Raw genomic sequence first — 17,138 nt, 5'->3', positions numbered from 1 at the left:
TCTTCAGTTAAAATCATTTTGTCACTTTATTCGAAGTGACCAAATCTGGCTCATCAATTTTCTGACTTAAATTTCGCTCAAATAAACTTCGAGTAATTTAAACCAATCAATCAATGAAAATAATTTCGATCAATCAACCAGTAAAAATCCACACAAGTTGTTCTTCATAATCTCTTAATGATCTTCTTGCCACTTCGTCAGCAGCAAGCTAGGTCGGCTATATTACGCTTTATTTCTAAAGTGTCAACTGGTAATTTAAATTATTTTAAACCAACTTTCTAAAACCCAACTCAATCATTTTCAACCAAGTCATTGTTTTATCAGAAGTTTTAATCTGCATCACCGCCGATGGATGTGCATTATAGGGCAATTATTTTACCTTGCAATACTTTTTTTTAAAGAAATATATCGGGTGTTTATTTTATAAACCCAAAAATAGATAAGCTACTGTTTTATCTTATAAATTTATTTTAATAAAAATCTAAATAATTCTTTTAAACAAAGCCCAAATACCTAAACAACTGTTTTATAAGTAATTATTGTCACAAAAAAGTAAAAAGCAGAGCCAAAGCCCTGCTTTTGGTTTAAATAAAGTCCAAATTAGAACTTCATACTGATCCGCGCCCAATAGTTGCGACCACTATTATTAAATTGTTCAGTAACTGGTAAACCTGTTCCTGACGCACCCATTTTGTTTAAATGCTCGGTATAAGTTTTATCTAGTACGTTATCAATGCCCACAGACACATCAACACTTTTATTGAGGTTATAGCTGCCATTTAAAGACAACACGCCAAAGCCACTGCTCTCTTTGAGGTCGTAACCTACGATATTACCCTCATCTTTACTTATACGACTTTGACCATCGACTACACGTAATAATGCACCTAAAGTGTATCTATCTTGAACATAGCGTAGGTTTAAACGTCCTTCCAAAGGTGAAATTTGTGGTAACGGCGTATTGTCTGTGGTGTTTTCACCCCACGCATACATGGCACTCATATCAGCTTGCAAAGCATCGGTAAATTGATAACCCATACCAACTTCTGCCCCAGCAATGGTTGCATCCACATTGCGCGTATGCGCATCTGTCATACTCGTATATTTAGTTAGAATATAGTCATTAATCAAACCCGCATAAGCCGATGCCCAAGAACTAAATGCACCATGCTCATGTTGATAGCCAAAATCCAGTTGAAGTGTTTTTTCAGTATCAATATTTTTAAATGTATTTGGATTACCATTTCCTGATTTTGGTGTAAATAATTCCCAATAATCAGGCATACGCTCTACATAACCCAAACCGACATACGTTTTTGCATCATGGTGTGGATGCTGATTTTCCAAACGGATAAAGCCACTTGGCAAAGTTTCTTTACGTTGTTGAGCTGTTTGCACTGCATCAACTTCGACCTGATCGACACGCACACCTGCAACTAATTTATTTTGATCATTAAGCTGATAACTCAATTCACCAAAACCACCATAAGATTGAAATTCCATATCAGTCAAAAGAGGCTTAGTTAGATAAGAGCCCTGCATATCTGTTTTACGAATACCATGCTCATTATTCTGAGTATCAATACCTGTTATAAACTGTAATTTATCCCATTCATGTGTCACCGCCATACGTGCATTTAATGTTTTACGCGTCACATTAGTTGCCATTTCCATCATAGGTTTGGCGCGTAAACTATAGTTATCCATCACGTGATCATTAAAGCTATAGTTCACCTGTGCTTCAATTTTCTTAATCACATCGGTGATGTTTTTCTTTTCTACACGCAAACCCAAACTTTCACGGTCAAATTCAGAACCATCCATCATGCGGCCTGCATACACCACTTCGGCATCACCACGACCACCTGTCAGCTCAAGCCAAGTATCTGCATCGGGTGTCCAACCTAAAGCAACATCGGCATTCCAACGCTCCCAATCTGAAGGAACAGTTGTACCATTGCCATCTTTATAGCTGTCAGCCACAGAACGGTTAGCATTTAAACGAATATATTTCAGTGCATCGCCCGCTGCTGCTTCAATATTATGATCCAAACGACCAAACGAACCCATCAAAACACTGGCTTGTCCACGATAGTTTTGACCTTCACCAAATTGTTCAGGCTTACGTTCAAACAGTACCGTTGCTGCCGAACCCGTGTTGGCATATTGCACCGTTTGCGGGCCTTTAATCACGGTAATTTCATCAAAACTTTCTGGTGAAATATAAGAGGTTGGCGAATCCATACGACTTGGACATGCGCCTAAGTTTTCAGAACCATCGGTTAAAATTTTAATACGTGAACCAAACATGCCACGGAAGGTCACATCACCATTGGTACCCGCGCCACTATTCACTGCACTAAAACCGACAATGCTTTGTAAATAATCTGCGCCATCTGTGGCTGGAATAGGCTGAATGGGTTGTTTTGGATTGGCACGCACCACCAGACCATTGGCATCATTACCCTGCTGTGCAGTCGCAACAATTGGGGCAAGACTGTGCACATTGGCAGTCAAAACGGTTTGATCAGCAAAAGCACTTGCAGAATAGCAGGCAACACAAACTGCAGCCGCAACAGGCTGTAATAAAAATTTAGGCTGAGCCATTTTATTTCTCACTTAAAACATAAATACAGTTAGGGTCAAAATAGACCCGAAAAAATCTTGAATTTATGCAAAGTGAGGCGGGGCACGTCCTTGCGGAAGTAAAAAGAGTTGTTGAAGTGCAAACCAAACGTGTTGAAAACGTTTTTGAAATGCCAAAAGCCGCACTTGAATACGATCAAGCACTTCTTTCAATTCTAATTCAGGTGGCAGGACTAAATTGCCATATACCGTACAGTACTGACATTGATGTGAAGCATCGTGATGATGATGTTCGTTTTGTGTCGTAACTTGTTGTTGATCTGCATGTAGATGAGAGCTGTGCACATCATGACCCGCAGCAGCCATTGTTTTGTGTGGCAATAAAAGTGCACGCGTGATGGTTTCACAGACTGGCGCAACTTGATATTGCTCAGGCAGCAAAGGCTGTAAAAAAACAGCAATCTGTAAAAAAACTGCGATAAATGAAAGCAGTAAACCACAACGCAACAACAAAAATATCTATCCTGAATTTGTGTGGCACAAGTATAACAAAGCTCAATCGAAATTGGACTGATTTTTAGGCTTTGGTCTAAACTTGTGCGTGTAGCCTTCTTGATTTCTCTACGTTTTAACGCTTAACCACGACTTTTTCTTTCTGACGCTGACGCACTATTTTTTCGACTTTTTCACGGGCGCGCTGACGTTTGAGCGGCGATAAATAATCGACAAATAATTTGCCATTTAAGTGATCCATTTCATGTTGAATACAAACAGCGAGAAGTTCATCCGCTTCTAGCGTAAAGGATTGACCCTCAAGGTTAATCGCTTCAATTTTTACGCGTGACGGACGCTCAACTTTGTCGTATATTTGAGGCACTGACAAACACCCTTCTTCATACGGTTGGGTCTCTTCAGTCAATGGGGTAATTTTGGGGTTAATGAAGACCATGGGTTGATCTTTGTTTTCAGATAAATCCATGACAATCAGCTGAATATGATGATCGACCTGTGTTGCAGCCAAACCAATTCCGGGTGCGGCATACATCGTTTCAAGCATATCTGCAGCAAGCTGACGAATCTCGTCGGTGACTTCTTCGACTGGTTTTGCAATGGTACGCAGACGGGGATCCGGGAAACTTAAAATAGGTAATAAGGCCATGGGACATCCTCACTTATGCCATTGATCAAAAAACCGAATGAAGGAATGCTTCATCAAAAAAATGTGTGTAAGATCGTTATTATAACGCAACTACATACATAATTTTAGGAATTATGATAATGAAAAAGGTTTTGACAGACACATCCTCTTTTCGTGTCTTGGGGTTTAAAAAGCAAGTTTTAGCACTCGCGGTATGTCTCACAGTGGGACTTAGTGCCATCAGTGTGGCTGAAGCAGCACCTGCACGAAACATCAATCCGCCTGCCTTAAAAGCCAGCGCACCAAATGTGTATGTGGTAAAAAAAGGCGATACCTTATGGGATATTTCCAAAAAATTCCTGAACAATCCATTACGTTGGCCTGAAATTTGGGCAAGTAACCGTCACGTAAAAAATCCTCACTGGATTTTCCCGGGTGACCGTTTATTGATGTGTACCTATGAAGGTCGTCCAATTATTGGTAAAGATGAAGGCGATGGTTGCGAAGGTATTATCCGTCGTTATGCAGGCAAGAGCACCAATTTACAACCACAAATTCGCGTGGAATCTTTAAATAATACCATTCCTGTGATTCCACTTGACTATATCAAACACTGGTTAGAGCGCAGCAGCATTATTGCCGCAGATGCGTTACAAGGTACACCGTATATTTTAGGTACTTCTGATCAGCGTGTTTTAGCCGCCAAAGGTCAAAGTGTGTATGCACGTGGTGCAGGTTTGGAAGTAGGTCAACGCTACGGGGTATATCGTGAAGGCGAGCCGTACATGCTAACCGATGCCAATGGTCAAAAATTCAATGCAGGCATTGAACTCACCCAAGTTGCTGCAGGTATTGCAGTACGTGGCGAAAATGACATCACCACACTTGAATTGACCGATACCTACAATGCCGAAGTGCGTCGTGGTGATCGTGTCTTACCAATTTATGACCCAATGTTGCCAACCCTGTTCTATCCAACGCATGCTGAAAATGTCAGCGCAGGTGGTCAAGTGCTACGCGTGATGGGCTCGATTGGTACCGCAGCAAAACACAGTGTTGTGGCGATTGATCGCGGTACATTACATGGCGTGCAATCTGGTTATGTCTTTAGCGTAACGCAAAAAGGCGAAGTGGTCACCGACCCGAAAACCAAAGAGCGTGTTCAGCTTCCAGGCGAACGCATTGGCAATATCATGGTCTTCAAGAGCTTTGACCACATTAGCTATGCATATGTCTTAGACAGCGAATTGCCTATTAAAGTCGGTGCTAGCCTACAAGCACCGCGTATGGATGACTAAAACGGTTTGAGATGGTGATGTTGAATTCATTCAGCCCACAGCAAATCAACTCCATTTTATTGTGGTATTTGGTTCAACATTCACTGTCCAGTTTTTCCAAACTCGTACAACATTATGGTTCCGTGGCTGCCGCAGTGCAGCCCGAGCATCTCCTTACGTGGTCAGATGTGCGTATTCATGCCAACCATCTACAACGTGCCAAAGAATATCTTAGCCCTACAGGGCAACTTGCCTTTGAACAATGTCTGAATCAACTGCAACAGCAGTGCGATTTTGTATTAACTCTAGATGATGCTGATTATCCGAATCAGTTACACCCCTATGCCAATAAGCCACCAATTTTATTTGGACAAGGCAATGCACAGGCTTTGTTGCAAGCGCAAATTGCAATTGTCGGCAGTCGTAAAGCCAGCCCGCATGGCCGGCAAGTAGCTTATGATTTTGCTTATTATTTAAGTGAGCAAGGGTTCTTTATCAATAGCGGTTTGGCACAAGGTATTGATGAGGCCGCACATCAAGGTGCTTTGCAACATCAACGTACCATTGCAGTCATGGGCACAGGTTTGGACAGCACTTACCCAAGTGCACATCACAGCCTGCGCCAACAGATTGTGGAATCTGGTGGTGCCGTAATTACAGAGTTTTTACCGCACACCAAACCCTTACAGCAACATTTCCCACGACGCAACCGTATTGTCAGTGGACTAAGTTTAGGCGTGATTGTTGCTGAAGCCAGTTTAAAAAGTGGCTCACTGATTACCGCCAAATTAGCAGCAGAGCAAGGCAAATTGATATTTGCCATTCCTGGACATATTTATAGTGAATTTCATCAAGGTTGCCATCAATTGATTCGTGAGGGTGCAATTTTGGTCGACCATCCTGAACAAGTGATTGAGGATTTAGCCCTGCCGACCCAATGGCAATATCAACAAAACCAAATGGCGACAAAACCAGATCAGGTCACAACAGCATCGATAAGAGCCGAATCCCCTACGCCACAAACTGAAACAACGCTTCTAAGCACCACCACAAAAACAACCGACACAACTACACCGCACATTCCAGAGCATTTATTGACGCTGTATCAACAACTGGATTGGGTCGGACAAAGCATCGACTACTTGGCACAGCAACTGAATTTAGATATTGCCACACTCACCAGTGCATTAATGGAACTAGAACTCATGGGCTTCTGTTTACAGCAATCAGGCTTATATTTGCGTTGTCGTCCACACAAATAAGGTGCACAATCAGTGCCTATTTCACATTTCTGTTTAGGTAAAACTCCCATGATTACAACCTCTGTCACCGAAGCCGCTGCATGTCTACAACAAGGACAGGTACTGGCCTACCCTACAGAGGCCGTTTGGGGATTGGGATGTGATCCATATAATCAACAGGCATTTTTGGAAATTCTACGTCTGAAACAGCGTCCAATTGAAAAAGGTGTGATTTTACTGGCAGGACATCTATCACAAGTGGAGCATTTACTGCAGGATTTACGCCCCGAAATACGAGATCGCGTGATTGCGTCATGGACCAATACTCATCCCACAGATCGAGCGACCACTTGGCTGCTACCCAGCACATCCGCAATTCCAGAGTGGATTACAGGTCAACACCCCAAAGTAGCGGTGCGCGTAACCAATCACCCTTTATGTATGGCACTATGCCATGCTTTTGATGGCTTTATTGTATCGACCAGTGCCAATCCTGCGGGACTTGACCCTGCACGCTCTTTGCAAGAAGCAACGCAATATTTCCAACAACAATTGCACTACTTAAATGGTGATTTAGGTTTAAGTCAGCAACCCAGCCGTATTTTAGATGCAGAGACTGGGATGGTGATTCGCGCCTAGCTTTAGACAAATTTTAGATAAAAAAAAGCTCAACCATATAGGGATGGTTGAGCATAAAAAGGATGTGTATAAAAGCACATCCAGAGGGTTTGAAAATCTTGCTGCAAATGATATTTGACTGATTATGAAATACAGTAGGTCATTTCCAGTACGTGAATTATGGAGTAATTTAGTCGACTATACAAATAGATTTTTTCTATTAATTAAATATAAATATTCAATAAAAGATTCGTCATTTTTTCTTAATAATTTAAATTATCTTACTATTTTTACAATTATTTTAGAATAATTAAAAAAACTGTCATAATTCATAACGCTCAATACTGAATAAATTTTGAATAAAAAGCATTTTAAATACACCTTTAACTGACCAATAAATAATCAACTAAACTCAACTTTTTGCTTGAATGTGTACACGCACTTTCATTTGCGCCAACACAATACCCGTTAAAATAATCAATCCACCGATACTATGATAACTCCCCCACAATTCTGCCAACCAAAAATATGCAATGATGGCCGTAAAAACAGGCATCAAATTCATAAAAATACTGGTGCGATTTGGTCCTAAATATTGAACAGCCAACATCCATACCAAAGGTGCAATAATTGATGGAAATATACCTGCATACAGCACACTTAAACCATTTTGACTATTTAATTGATCTAAGCCGAACCACACTAAATGGCAGATGATAAAGCAAGGCGAATATAATTTGTACATAAAGACTTAGCATGAGCGGCAATTTTAAATTCCATTTTTTTAAAAACACCCCATAAAAGGCGTAAAAAAATACCGCCAAAACCATGAGCATATCGCCAGCATGTCCTGTCAGCTCACTGAGTTGACGTAAATCTCCTTGTGCAATTACATACAACAAACCCGAAAATGAAATAATACAGCCTAAAACAGCAAATCGTGTGGGAATATCTTTTAAGATCAGCAACGAAACCAGGATCGTAAACATGGGAATAAACGCATTAATAATACCCATATTGGTTGCAGTAGTGTAATTGGCTGCGGTATAACTGAGACCTTGATACAGTACCAAACCAAATGCACTGAGCACTGCCAACTGTTTCAAATGTGGACGAATTAACTCACGTTGCTGCCAAACTTTTGGCAATATCCATGGTGTTAAAATCAGAAAGGCAATTAACCAACGATAAAAACTGATACTGACGGGTGAAATATACGCCGCAACATAGCGCGTCACCGCAATATTTAACGACCAAATCAATACCGCAATCAATGGCAATAAAATTGCCCAAAACACGCCTTTATCTGACCGTATCATGTATTCATCATCCTTGTTGTACCAAGCAGCATACCTGCTGTGAGACCTTTTTCTATAACTGATTTGTGATGCAAAGTGCTAAAAAAGCCCACCGTCTATTTATGACACTTTTCGTTCAATTTATCCATTAATAAAACATAATGCAGATACGAATGACATTTTTCTGCGCAATTTCACGGCCACACAGGATTTCGACAATTCCGTAAATTTCTTTGCTATAAAACTTGCTGTATCCAAAAATTACAGTTACAACAATAGCGGTAAAATACAGATTCTAGGAAGCAACTATGCGCACTTCAGTTTATGACATTGCAGTAAAAACCAATCAGGGTACGGAAACCACATTAAATCAATATGCAGGAAAAGTGTTGTTGATCGTGAACGTGGCATCAAAATGTGGCTTAACCCCGCAATACGAAGGCTTACAGCAACTCTACGCAGCAAAACAGGCACAAGGCTTAGAAATTTTAGCCTTTCCATCGAATGATTTCTTGGCACAAGAACCGGGCAGCGATACAGAAATTCAGGAATTTTGCTCACTGAATTATCAGGTGAGTTTTCCATTGTTTGCTAAAATTCCAGTCGTGGGTGCAGAAAAACATCCTCTCTACACGGCTTTAACGCAAGCAATTCCTGAACGTATTGGTGAAGGCCCTTGGTGGAAAGATCTGGTTGATTACGGCTTAACTCCAAACGAACCACCTGAAGTATTGTGGAACTTTGAAAAGTTTTTGGTGAATAAACAAGGTGAAGTTGTGGCGCGTTTTGCCCCAGATTTAACCGCAGATGACTCACGTATTTTGGATGCGATTGCAGCAGAACTCGCCAAATAATGATTGGCAATGAACGCTTTATACAGGGAATTTGCTTCGGCAAATCCCTGTTTATCATTTCAACAACACTTCGAATATTTGTTATTGCTTTGCAACAATCTGTTTTTTATTCATATTTTCGTTTTATATTCACTATAATCAAACACCCAAAATCACATGAATATGAAAAATGTATCTTCGAAGGCACTACTTCCGTTTGCACTATTGAGTTCTGCCTTTCTACTCAGCGCCTGTGATCAAATGAACACGGCACAAACGCCTACAACAGACCAAGATGATTCCAACGCAACATCTAATCGCACTGAAAATACAACAAGTGCCCCATTAAGCAGTGGTAATATGTTCTATATTGTGCGTGATGTAGCTGATTTACAGCTTAAAGCAGGTCAATATATCGAACAATTGAATCAAACCAAGTCTGAGTTGCAAACCGCTTTAGATGCGCAAGATCCACAACAATTGCAAATTTTAGCGACTCAATTACAACAGCAATTACAAGGCTTTAATCAAACACTAAGCAGCCTAGACTTAAAAACACAGGAAATTGATACCATCCGTCAAAACTTATTGACCGCTAATCAGCAAGTTTTGGCTTCGCCATTTTTAAATGGTCAAGTCGATTTAAGCAAAGTGGACTTTAAAAAACTGGAACAGCAAATGGGGAATATTCAAACTGAAATGCTCAAACTGGCGGCGATGATTTTACAAGGTGAGTCGAATCAGCTAACTGAAACCACCAATACCGCATCTTAAGCAAATGTAAGGCTTCAATTCCAAATAGCATAAAAAAAGCCACTCTTTCGAGTGGCTTTTTTCATTCTTAAACCAGCAATTACATTGCACGGTTTTTGATTTTGCGGATAGTTTCCAACTGTGCAGCAGTTTCAGCCAAAGCAGCCAAAGCAGCAGCAGAGTCCAAATCGCTCTTTTGATTTGCCAACAATTGTTCAGCGTGTTTACGCGCTTCAATAATTGCCGCTTCATCTAAGTTTTCTGCACGAACTGCAGTATCTGCAAGAATCGTAACAACATGCGGTTGAACTTCTAGAACACCACCAGATACATAGATTAATTCTTCTGTACCATTTTCCAGCAGAACGCGGATTGCACCCGGCTGAAGCAAAGTTACCAGTGGTGCGTGACCCGGCATAATACCGAGTTCACCGCCAGCACCTTTTGCAATTAGCATAGTCACAGTGCCCGAGTACAAAGACTCTTTTACACTTACAACATCACATTGCATAGTCGCCATGAGAATCTCCTAAATTAGAGCTGCTAATTAAAGTTTCTCGGCTTTAGCAATCACTTCGTCAATACCACCAACCATATAGAACGCTTGTTCTGGGATATGATCGTATTCACCAGCTAGAAGACCTTTAAAGCCACGAATTGTATCTTTAAGCGGTACAAGTTTACCAGGCGCACCAGTAAATACTTCAGCTACGTGGAACGGTTGAGAGAAGAAACGTTGGATCTTACGTGCACGGTATACAATAAGTTTGTCTTCTTCTGACAATTCGTCCATACCAAGAATTGCGATAATGTCTTTCAATTCTTTATAACGTTGAAGAACGTTTTGAACCGAACGAGCAATTTCGTAATGCTCAGTACCAACAACTAATGGATCTAACTGACGTGAAGTTGAGTCTAGTGGATCGATCGCAGGGTAAATACCTTGAGATGCAATGTCACGGCTCAATACTACAGTTGCGTCTAAGTGCGCGAACGTTGTAGCAGGCGATGGGTCAGTCAAGTCATCGGCAGGTACGTATACAGCTTGAATAGATGTAATCGAACCCGACTTAGTTGAAGTAATACGTTCTTGAAGAACACCCATCTCTTCTGCAAGTGTAGGCTGATAACCTACTGCAGATGGCATACGACCTAGAAGTGCTGATACTTCAGTACCTGCTAGTGTATAACGGTAGATGTTGTCTACGAACAATAATACGTCACGACCTTTACCGTTCTCGTCTTTTTGATCACGGAAGTACTCAGCCATAGTCAAACCAGTTAACGCTACGCGTAAACGGTTACCAGGTGGCTCGTTCATCTGACCGTAGACCATTGCTACTTTGTCTAGAACGTTAGAGTCTTTCATTTCGTGATAGAAGTCGTTACCTTCACGAGTACGCTCACCAACACCAGCGAATACAGATAAACCTGAGTGCGCTTTAGCGATGTTGTTAATCAACTCCATCATGTTTACGGTTTTACCAACACCCGCACCACCGAACAGACCAACTTTACCACCTTTCGCGAACGGGCAAAGTAAGTCAATCACTTTAATCCCAGTTTCTAAAAGGTCAGTAGAAGCCGCTTGTTCTGCATAAGAAGGCGCTTGACGGTGAATTGGTAAACGCTCTTCAGTTGCAACTGGACCAGCTTCGTCGATCGGGCGACCAAGAACGTCCATGATACGACCAAGTGTCGCTGTACCGACTGGTACAGAGATTGGCGCGTTAGTGTTAGTTACGTTCAAACCACGCTTAAGGCCTTCAGTAGAACCCATTGCAATAGTACGAACTACGCCATCACCAAGTTGTTGCTGAACTTCTAATGTAGTTTCAGTACCGTCAACTTGGAGAGCGTCATAGATCTTAGGAACGCTGTTGCGTTCAAACTCGACGTCGATAACCGCGCCGATGATCTGAATGATACGACCGCCACTCATTGCTGTCTCCTCAATTCAAACTAATAATGTTAAACGGCAGCGGCACCACCAACGATTTCAGAAATTTCCTGAGTAATCGCGGCTTGACGCAGCTTGTTATAAATAAGTTGTAGGCTCTTGATCAGTTCACCTGCGTTATCTGTTGCAGCTTTCATTGCAACCATACGTGCAGACTGTTCACATGCGATGTTTTCAATCACACCTTGATAAACCATAGACTCGATGTAACGAACCAATAAACCATTTAACAGCTCTTCAGCTTCTGGTTCATAGATATAGTCCCAACCGTATTGACGGTTAAGAGTCTTGTTTTCTTCAGCAGCTGCTAAAGGAACAAGTTGTTCGATTTTCTGATCTTGAGTCATGGCATTGACAAAGCCGTTTGACACGAGGTAAATGCGATCTAACTCGCCTTTATCGTACGCATCTAACATCACTTGCACAGAACCAGATAACTGTTCAAGACTTGGCGCATCACCTACGTTTGTAGTTGCACCAAGCACTTTACCGCCGTAGTTTTTAAAAAACGAAACCGCTTTTTGACCAATTAAAGCAAACTGAACTTCAATTGACTGCTCTTGTTGTTGCTGTACATGCTTTACAACTTTCTTGAACAAGTTAATGTTCAAGCCACCGGCTAAACCACGATCTGAAGACACAATGATATAACCAACGCGCTTAACTGGGCGTTCAATCATATAACGGTGTTTGTATTCAGGGTTCGCCTGTACCAAATGAGCAATTACACGGTGCATATTTTCGGCATACGGACGGCCTTGAGCCATGCGCTCTTGCGCACGACGCATCTTAGAAGCAGCAACCATTTGCATCGCGCGAGTAATCTTTTGCGTGCTCTTGATACTAGCAACTTTGGCGCGAATTTCTTTTAAATTTGCCATACGCTTAACCTAGTATTCGAAAGCCCTTTCAGGCTTCCGAAGGTTGATTCCGTGAACCAAACCTCTAACTAGCCAATGCTAAATTAGTAAGTTTGAGTCGCTTTAAAGCTTTCAATACCTGCTTTGATTGCAGCTTCGATGTCTTTGTTGAAATCACCAGTTTCATCGATTTGTTGCATTAACGCAGCATGTTCTGAACGGAAGTAAGAGATTAACGCAGCATCAAAGTCTACGATTTTCTTCACTTCTACGTCAGCCATATAGCCTTCGTTAGATGCATAAACTGAAACAGCTTGGTCGGCAATTGAGTATGGCGCATATTGTTTCTGCTTCATTAACTCAGTTACACGTTGACCATGTTCAAGTTGCTTACGAGTTGCTTCGTCAAGGTCAGAAGCGAACTGAGCAAACGCTGCCAATTCACGGTATTGCGCCAAAGCGGTACGGATACCACCAGACAATTTTTTGATGATCTTAGTTTGAGCAGAACCACCAACACGCGATACAGAAATACCCGCGTTCACAGCAGGACGGATACCTGCGTTGAATAATGATGTTTCTAAGAAGATCTGACCATCTGTAATCGAAATTACGTTGGTTGGTACGAATGCAGATACGTCACCTGCTTGAGTTTCAATAATCGGCAATGCAGTTAAAGAACCAGTTTGACCTTTAACTTCACCGTTAGTGAATTTCTCAACGTAGTCAGCAGATACACGAGAAGCACGTTCAAGTAGACGCGAGTGTAGATAGAACACGTCACCTGGATACGCTTCACGACCTGGTGGACGACGTAAAAGCAATGAAATTTGACGATACGCAACAGCTTGTTTAGACAAGTCATCATAAATGATAAGCGCGTCTTCACCACGGTCACGGAAGTATTCACCCATTGTACAGCCAGAGTACGGAGCAAGATACAACATTGCTGCTGGATCTGCCGCTGCTGCTGCAACAACAGTTGTATACGCCATAGCGCCAGTTTCTTCTAGCTTGCGCACAACGTTTGCGATAGTCGATTGTTTTTGACCAATTGCTACGTACACACACTTAATGCCAGAGTTTTTCTGAGCGATGATCGCATCGATCGCCATTGCTGTTTTACCAGTTTGACGGTCACCAATAATCAACTCACGTTGACCACGGCCTACAGGGATCATTGTATCTACTGATTTATAACCAGTTTGAACAGGTTGATCCACTGATTGACGCCAAATTACGCCTGGTGCTACTTTTTCAACAGCATCAGTTAATTTTGCATCAATAGGGCCTTTACCATCAATTGGGTTACCCAAAGCATCTACCACACGGCCTAAAAGTTCAGGACCAACCGGAACTTCTAATACACGACCTGTGCAACGAGCTTTTTGACCTTCTTGAAGGCTTAAGTAGTTACCTAAAACAACGACGCCCACTGAATCCTGTTCTAGGTTCAGTGCCATACCAAATAAGCCGCCGTCGAATTCGATCATTTCACCGTACATTGCATCAGCAAGGCCGTGAATGCGCACAATACCGTCGGATACCATAACAATGGTACCTTCGTTTTTAGCGGTCGCGCTGGTGTCCAGATCGCCGATACGCTGTTTAATGAGCGCACTGATCTCGGATGGATTCAGTTGTTGCATTGCGCTATACCTCAATCTTTTATTAGTTCAGTCTTCGCAATTAAGCTAAAAGACGTGTCCGCATTTTTTCAAGCTTGTTAAGCGCAGAATCATCTATCACTTGGTCGCCTGCACGAATAACCACACCCGCAATTAACGCTGGGTTCACTTCTACAGAAACATTTACTGCCGCAGCGAAACGTTTTTCTAACGCTTGAGCAAGAATTTGTTCTTGTACAGAAGTCAATGGGAATGCTGATTCAATCACAACATCCACAGTATTGTTATTCTGTGATTTGAGCTGTTCATATTCTGCTTGAATTTCAGGAAGCAAAGCCAAACGGTTGTTTTCAGCAAGCAATGTCAAAAAGTTTGACAATGCTGCAGTTTGGTCTTCACCTAAAATTTTGGCAAGAATACTCACCTGCTCAGCAGGCGTAAGCTCAGGGCGATTTAAGTAAGCTGAAAATGCTTCGTCTTGCACCGCAGCACTGAGCAAGTTAAGTGCTGTTGACCAATTGTCGGTTGCACCTTGCTCAGAAGCGTAAGCAAATGCTGCTTTAGCGTAGGGGCGTGCCAACGTCAAGAGTTCAGCCATAATCTGCCTCTCTCTTAAAGTTTAGCAGCCAGCTGAGTCAGCATGGCATTGTGAGCTTCTGCGTCAACTTGCTGGCTAAGAATTTTCTCTGCACCAGCTACTGCAAGCGCAGCTACTTGTTGACGTAATTCTTCGCGAGCAGCATTGATTTCTGTATCAACAGCTTCTTTCGCTTGTTGACGAATACGCTCACCTTCAGCAGATGCTTGGGTACGCGCTTCTTCTACCAATTGTGCTGCACGACGATTCGCTTGTTCGATCAATTGAGCCGCTTGTGCTTTAGCTGCATCCAATTCAGCCTTTACTTGAGCTTGCGCATCGGCAAGATCAGCTTTGGCTTTTTCAGCTGCATTTAAGCCGTCAGCAATACGACGCTGACGCTCACTAATCGCATTGATTAGTGGTGGCCATACAAACTTCATGCAGAATGCGACGAAAATCGCAAATGCAATCGCTTGGCCAAACAATGTGAGGTTGATATTCATTGCAAATTCCTCAAATAGTGAATTTCGGAATTAAGCTGATTAACCTACAAATGGATTAGCGAAGATGAAGAACAAGCCAATACCAACACCGATCATAGGCACAGCATCAAGAAGACCCGCGATTAAGAACATACGAGTTTGAAGTTGTGGAGCCAATTCTGGTTGACGAGCAACAGCTTCAAGGAAGCGACCGCCTAAAAGACCAAAACCAATCGCAGTACCTAAAGCACCGAAAGCGATCAAGATAGCAGATGCAATTGCAACTAGACCTAAAGTGAGTTCCATGATAATTCCTCAGAGGTTAGGTTTTATACCAAATTAAGTTAAAAAATTGTGTGCCCAACCATCCAGTGATAGTCAGGCAATACCATTAATGCTTTTCGCTTGCCATACTCATGTACACGATAGTCAACATCATGAAAATGAATGCTTGTAGCGTAATAATCAAAATGTGGAAAATCGCCCAAGGCACAGACAACGCCCACTGGATCCAGAACGGTAATAACGCGATAAGAATGAAGATTAACTCACCCGCATACATGTTACCGAATAGTCGTAGAGCCAATGAAACTGGTCGCGCCAAGAAAGTAGTCAATTCCAACAATAAGTTGAATGGAATTAAAAGCACTTTAGCAACTGGATTACTTGGGTTAAATGGGTTAAGTGCTAACTCACCAACGAAGCCGCCAATTCCTTTTTCACGAATACTATAGAAAATAATTAAGAAGAATACAGAAATAGACATACCTAAGGTAATGTTTGGATCTGTAGTCGGAACAATTTTAAAGTAAACCTGATGAGGATCTACACCCAGCATAGAAGCAATCGCCTGTTGAGCTACATAAGGAATAAAGTCAACAGGGATTAAGTCCATCAAGTTCATGAGGAAGATCCACACGAAAATGGTTAATGCTAGGGGTGCAATTAATCGAGACTTCCCGTGGAAGGTATCACGTACACTAGAATCCACAAACTCGATAATCACTTCAATTGCTGACTGGAATTTGCTAGGCACGCCCGCATTTGCAGCTTTCGCCACGATCCAGAACAAGAAACAGAAGATCAGACCAAGTCCAATAGACCAACCCATTGAATCCAAGTGAATAGCAGTGAACCCCATCTGTTGAGCTTCTTCAGCAGACTCAGCCAACTTCCATGAACCGTCTGGCATTTTGCCATAGGTCATATTGGTCAAGTGATGCTTGATATACTCGGTCGAAGTAAGGGCATGTTCTTCAGCAGCCATAAATCACACCTGGTCAATGTAAAAAAACTAATAGAATAAACGAACATCGCGTGCTGCTTGATATCTCGCCTATTCCTGAAAAACTTTTCAATTTTTGCTGCGTTTAGACTCGTTTTTGTAATCGTGACACCCAAAATGGCGCAACCCACGACATGCTTTGAACGAGCATAAAACCACAAAACAATGCCACCGGGGATAACGGCTGTACATTGCTTAAAATTAAAATGAATCCTACGATCACGATTGCAAACTTACCGAGCATTCCTCTATACATGTTCGAAAGAACCTGTCTGGACGCTCGTGCACCTGCTGCTCGAAACGACTGCCATGAAAAATAACAACTTGCCAACCAACAAACACTCGCACCAAGTGCAGCGCTTAAGGCAGCCGTTGAGTCTTTCAAGACCCACGCTATCAGGGCTGAAACAGGAATCATGAATGCTTGTAAGAAGACCAAAGCTTTAGCTAATCGTCGGTCAATCAAGCGACTAGTTCGGCTCATTTTTTTATCCACTCACAGCATTAATGCTTGACAAGTTCAACTGATGATCGTTTTTTATCGCAGGCATTATAGAGTTAGCCCCCTGAACATGCAATCGTTTCCCGACCTTAGTCGT

At 42.0% G+C, this 17,138-nt stretch carries 17 protein-coding genes and 1 pseudogene; 5 read left to right on the top strand and 13 right to left on the bottom strand.

Annotated features, from left to right (window positions below; genetic code table 11):
* Positions 1–600: 600 nt before the first annotated feature.
* The 3 genes from B2W49_RS06885 to def form a co-directional block, all read right to left on the bottom strand.
* Positions 601–2,607, bottom strand: a complete 2,007-nt coding sequence (locus B2W49_RS06885) for a TonB-dependent copper receptor (protein ID WP_291337670.1) — start codon at positions 2,605–2,607, stop codon at positions 601–603.
* Between the two features lie 63 nt (positions 2,608–2,670).
* On the bottom strand, positions 2,671–3,099 hold the full coding sequence (locus B2W49_RS06880) for a DUF2946 family protein (RefSeq protein WP_291337668.1): 429 nt from the start codon (positions 3,097–3,099) through the stop codon (positions 2,671–2,673).
* 115 nt (positions 3,100–3,214) lie between these two features.
* Positions 3,215–3,745: a peptide deformylase gene (gene def, locus B2W49_RS06875; RefSeq protein ID WP_291337666.1), complete on the bottom strand. Its 531-nt coding sequence runs from the start codon at positions 3,743–3,745 to the stop codon at positions 3,215–3,217.
* 119 nt (positions 3,746–3,864) lie between these two features.
* Between def and B2W49_RS06870 the strand changes: the two genes are divergently transcribed.
* Genes B2W49_RS06870 through B2W49_RS06860 form a run of 3 tightly spaced genes read left to right on the top strand, consistent with a single transcriptional unit; the run spans position 3,865 to position 6,881 of the window.
* Entirely contained in the window at positions 3,865–5,022 is a 1,158-nt protein-coding gene (locus B2W49_RS06870; RefSeq protein ID WP_291337664.1) for a LysM peptidoglycan-binding domain-containing protein, read from the top strand.
* Positions 5,023–5,039: 17 nt separating this feature from the next.
* Entirely contained in the window at positions 5,040–6,263 is a 1,224-nt protein-coding gene (gene dprA / locus B2W49_RS06865; protein WP_291337662.1) for a DNA-processing protein DprA, read from the top strand.
* Between the two features lie 48 nt (positions 6,264–6,311).
* Complete coding sequence (locus B2W49_RS06860) at positions 6,312–6,881, top strand: L-threonylcarbamoyladenylate synthase (protein WP_291337660.1); 570 nt, start codon at positions 6,312–6,314, stop codon at positions 6,879–6,881.
* A gap of 391 nt (positions 6,882–7,272) precedes the next feature.
* On the opposite strand, the pseudogene B2W49_RS06855 reads toward B2W49_RS06860, so the two are convergent.
* A pseudogene (locus B2W49_RS06855) lies at positions 7,273–8,179 on the bottom strand (DMT family transporter).
* Positions 8,180–8,466: 287 nt separating this feature from the next.
* Between B2W49_RS06855 and B2W49_RS06850 the strand changes: the two are divergent.
* On the top strand, positions 8,467–9,012 hold the full coding sequence (locus B2W49_RS06850) for a glutathione peroxidase (protein ID WP_291337658.1): 546 nt from the start codon (positions 8,467–8,469) through the stop codon (positions 9,010–9,012).
* 162 nt (positions 9,013–9,174) lie between these two features.
* Positions 9,175–9,765 carry a hypothetical protein gene (locus B2W49_RS06845; RefSeq protein WP_291337654.1) on the top strand — a complete coding sequence of 197 codons (591 nt, stop codon included), beginning with the start codon at positions 9,175–9,177 and terminating at the stop codon, positions 9,763–9,765.
* A gap of 79 nt (positions 9,766–9,844) precedes the next feature.
* Here B2W49_RS06845 and B2W49_RS06840 read toward each other — a convergent pair whose 3' ends face one another.
* The 9 genes from B2W49_RS06840 to B2W49_RS06800 all read right to left on the bottom strand — a co-directional run bounded on the left by B2W49_RS06840 (position 9,845) and on the right by B2W49_RS06800 (position 17,023).
* Complete coding sequence (locus tag B2W49_RS06840; RefSeq protein WP_019837174.1) at positions 9,845–10,264, bottom strand: F0F1 ATP synthase subunit epsilon; 420 nt, start codon at positions 10,262–10,264, stop codon at positions 9,845–9,847.
* A 27-nt stretch (positions 10,265–10,291) separates the two neighbouring features.
* Positions 10,292–11,686, bottom strand: a complete 1,395-nt coding sequence (gene atpD / locus B2W49_RS06835) for a F0F1 ATP synthase subunit beta (protein WP_291337651.1) — start codon at positions 11,684–11,686, stop codon at positions 10,292–10,294.
* 29 nt (positions 11,687–11,715) lie between these two features.
* A complete protein-coding gene (atpG, locus tag B2W49_RS06830) occupies positions 11,716–12,585 on the bottom strand; it encodes a F0F1 ATP synthase subunit gamma (RefSeq protein WP_096902733.1) in 870 nt (289 codons plus the stop codon).
* An 83-nt stretch (positions 12,586–12,668) separates the two neighbouring features.
* Entirely contained in the window at positions 12,669–14,213 is a 1,545-nt protein-coding gene (atpA, locus tag B2W49_RS06825) for a F0F1 ATP synthase subunit alpha (protein ID WP_019837172.1), read from the bottom strand.
* Between the two features lie 40 nt (positions 14,214–14,253).
* A complete protein-coding gene (locus B2W49_RS06820) occupies positions 14,254–14,790 on the bottom strand; it encodes a F0F1 ATP synthase subunit delta (protein ID WP_291337644.1) in 537 nt (178 codons plus the stop codon).
* Between the two features lie 14 nt (positions 14,791–14,804).
* The gene (locus B2W49_RS06815) at positions 14,805–15,275 is read right to left on the bottom strand and encodes a F0F1 ATP synthase subunit B (RefSeq protein WP_291337642.1); all 471 of its coding nucleotides are present in this window, start codon (positions 15,273–15,275) and stop codon (positions 14,805–14,807) included.
* A gap of 39 nt (positions 15,276–15,314) precedes the next feature.
* On the bottom strand, positions 15,315–15,560 hold the full coding sequence (gene atpE, locus B2W49_RS06810) for a F0F1 ATP synthase subunit C (RefSeq protein ID WP_000424060.1): 246 nt from the start codon (positions 15,558–15,560) through the stop codon (positions 15,315–15,317).
* 85 nt (positions 15,561–15,645) lie between these two features.
* Positions 15,646–16,521, bottom strand: a complete 876-nt coding sequence (gene atpB / locus B2W49_RS06805; RefSeq protein ID WP_168419254.1) for a F0F1 ATP synthase subunit A — start codon at positions 16,519–16,521, stop codon at positions 15,646–15,648.
* Positions 16,522–16,624: 103 nt separating this feature from the next.
* A complete protein-coding gene (locus B2W49_RS06800; protein WP_004970147.1) occupies positions 16,625–17,023 on the bottom strand; it encodes an ATP synthase subunit I in 399 nt (132 codons plus the stop codon).
* Positions 17,024–17,138: the final 115 nt, after the last annotated feature.

The sequence above is a fragment of the Acinetobacter sp. UBA801 genome, assembly GCA_002296655.1.
Classification (GTDB): Bacteria; Pseudomonadota; Gammaproteobacteria; order Pseudomonadales; family Moraxellaceae; genus Acinetobacter.
The sequence above is the reverse complement of the archived record's forward strand: the minus strand, read 5'-3'. Positions and strand labels throughout refer to the sequence as shown.

Bases quoted from the DNA above. Each gene is read 5' to 3' on its own strand.
- B2W49_RS06885 (WP_291337670.1), bottom strand. From the start codon at position 2,607: ATGGCTCAGCCTAAATTTTTATTACAGCCTGTTGCGGCTGCAGTTTGT.
- def (WP_291337666.1), bottom strand. From the start codon at position 3,745: ATGGCCTTATTACCTATTTTAAGTTTCCCGGATCCCCGTCTGCGTACC.
- B2W49_RS06870 (WP_291337664.1), top strand. From the start codon at position 3,865: ATGAAAAAGGTTTTGACAGACACATCCTCTTTTCGTGTCTTGGGGTTT.
- dprA (WP_291337662.1), top strand. From the start codon at position 5,040: ATGTTGAATTCATTCAGCCCACAGCAAATCAACTCCATTTTATTGTGG.
- B2W49_RS06860 (WP_291337660.1), top strand. From the start codon at position 6,312: ATGATTACAACCTCTGTCACCGAAGCCGCTGCATGTCTACAACAAGGA.
- B2W49_RS06850 (WP_291337658.1), top strand. From the start codon at position 8,467: ATGCGCACTTCAGTTTATGACATTGCAGTAAAAACCAATCAGGGTACG.
- B2W49_RS06845 (WP_291337654.1), top strand. From the start codon at position 9,175: ATGAAAAATGTATCTTCGAAGGCACTACTTCCGTTTGCACTATTGAGT.
- B2W49_RS06840 (WP_019837174.1), bottom strand. From the start codon at position 10,264: ATGGCGACTATGCAATGTGATGTTGTAAGTGTAAAAGAGTCTTTGTAC.
- atpD (WP_291337651.1), bottom strand. From the start codon at position 11,686: ATGAGTGGCGGTCGTATCATTCAGATCATCGGCGCGGTTATCGACGTC.
- atpG (WP_096902733.1), bottom strand. From the start codon at position 12,585: ATGGCAAATTTAAAAGAAATTCGCGCCAAAGTTGCTAGTATCAAGAGC.
- atpA (WP_019837172.1), bottom strand. From the start codon at position 14,213: ATGCAACAACTGAATCCATCCGAGATCAGTGCGCTCATTAAACAGCGT.
- B2W49_RS06820 (WP_291337644.1), bottom strand. From the start codon at position 14,790: ATGGCTGAACTCTTGACGTTGGCACGCCCCTACGCTAAAGCAGCATTT.
- B2W49_RS06815 (WP_291337642.1), bottom strand. From the start codon at position 15,275: ATGAATATCAACCTCACATTGTTTGGCCAAGCGATTGCATTTGCGATT.
- atpE (WP_000424060.1), bottom strand. From the start codon at position 15,560: ATGGAACTCACTTTAGGTCTAGTTGCAATTGCATCTGCTATCTTGATC.
- atpB (WP_168419254.1), bottom strand. From the start codon at position 16,521: ATGGCTGCTGAAGAACATGCCCTTACTTCGACCGAGTATATCAAGCAT.
- B2W49_RS06800 (WP_004970147.1), bottom strand. From the start codon at position 17,023: ATGAGCCGAACTAGTCGCTTGATTGACCGACGATTAGCTAAAGCTTTG.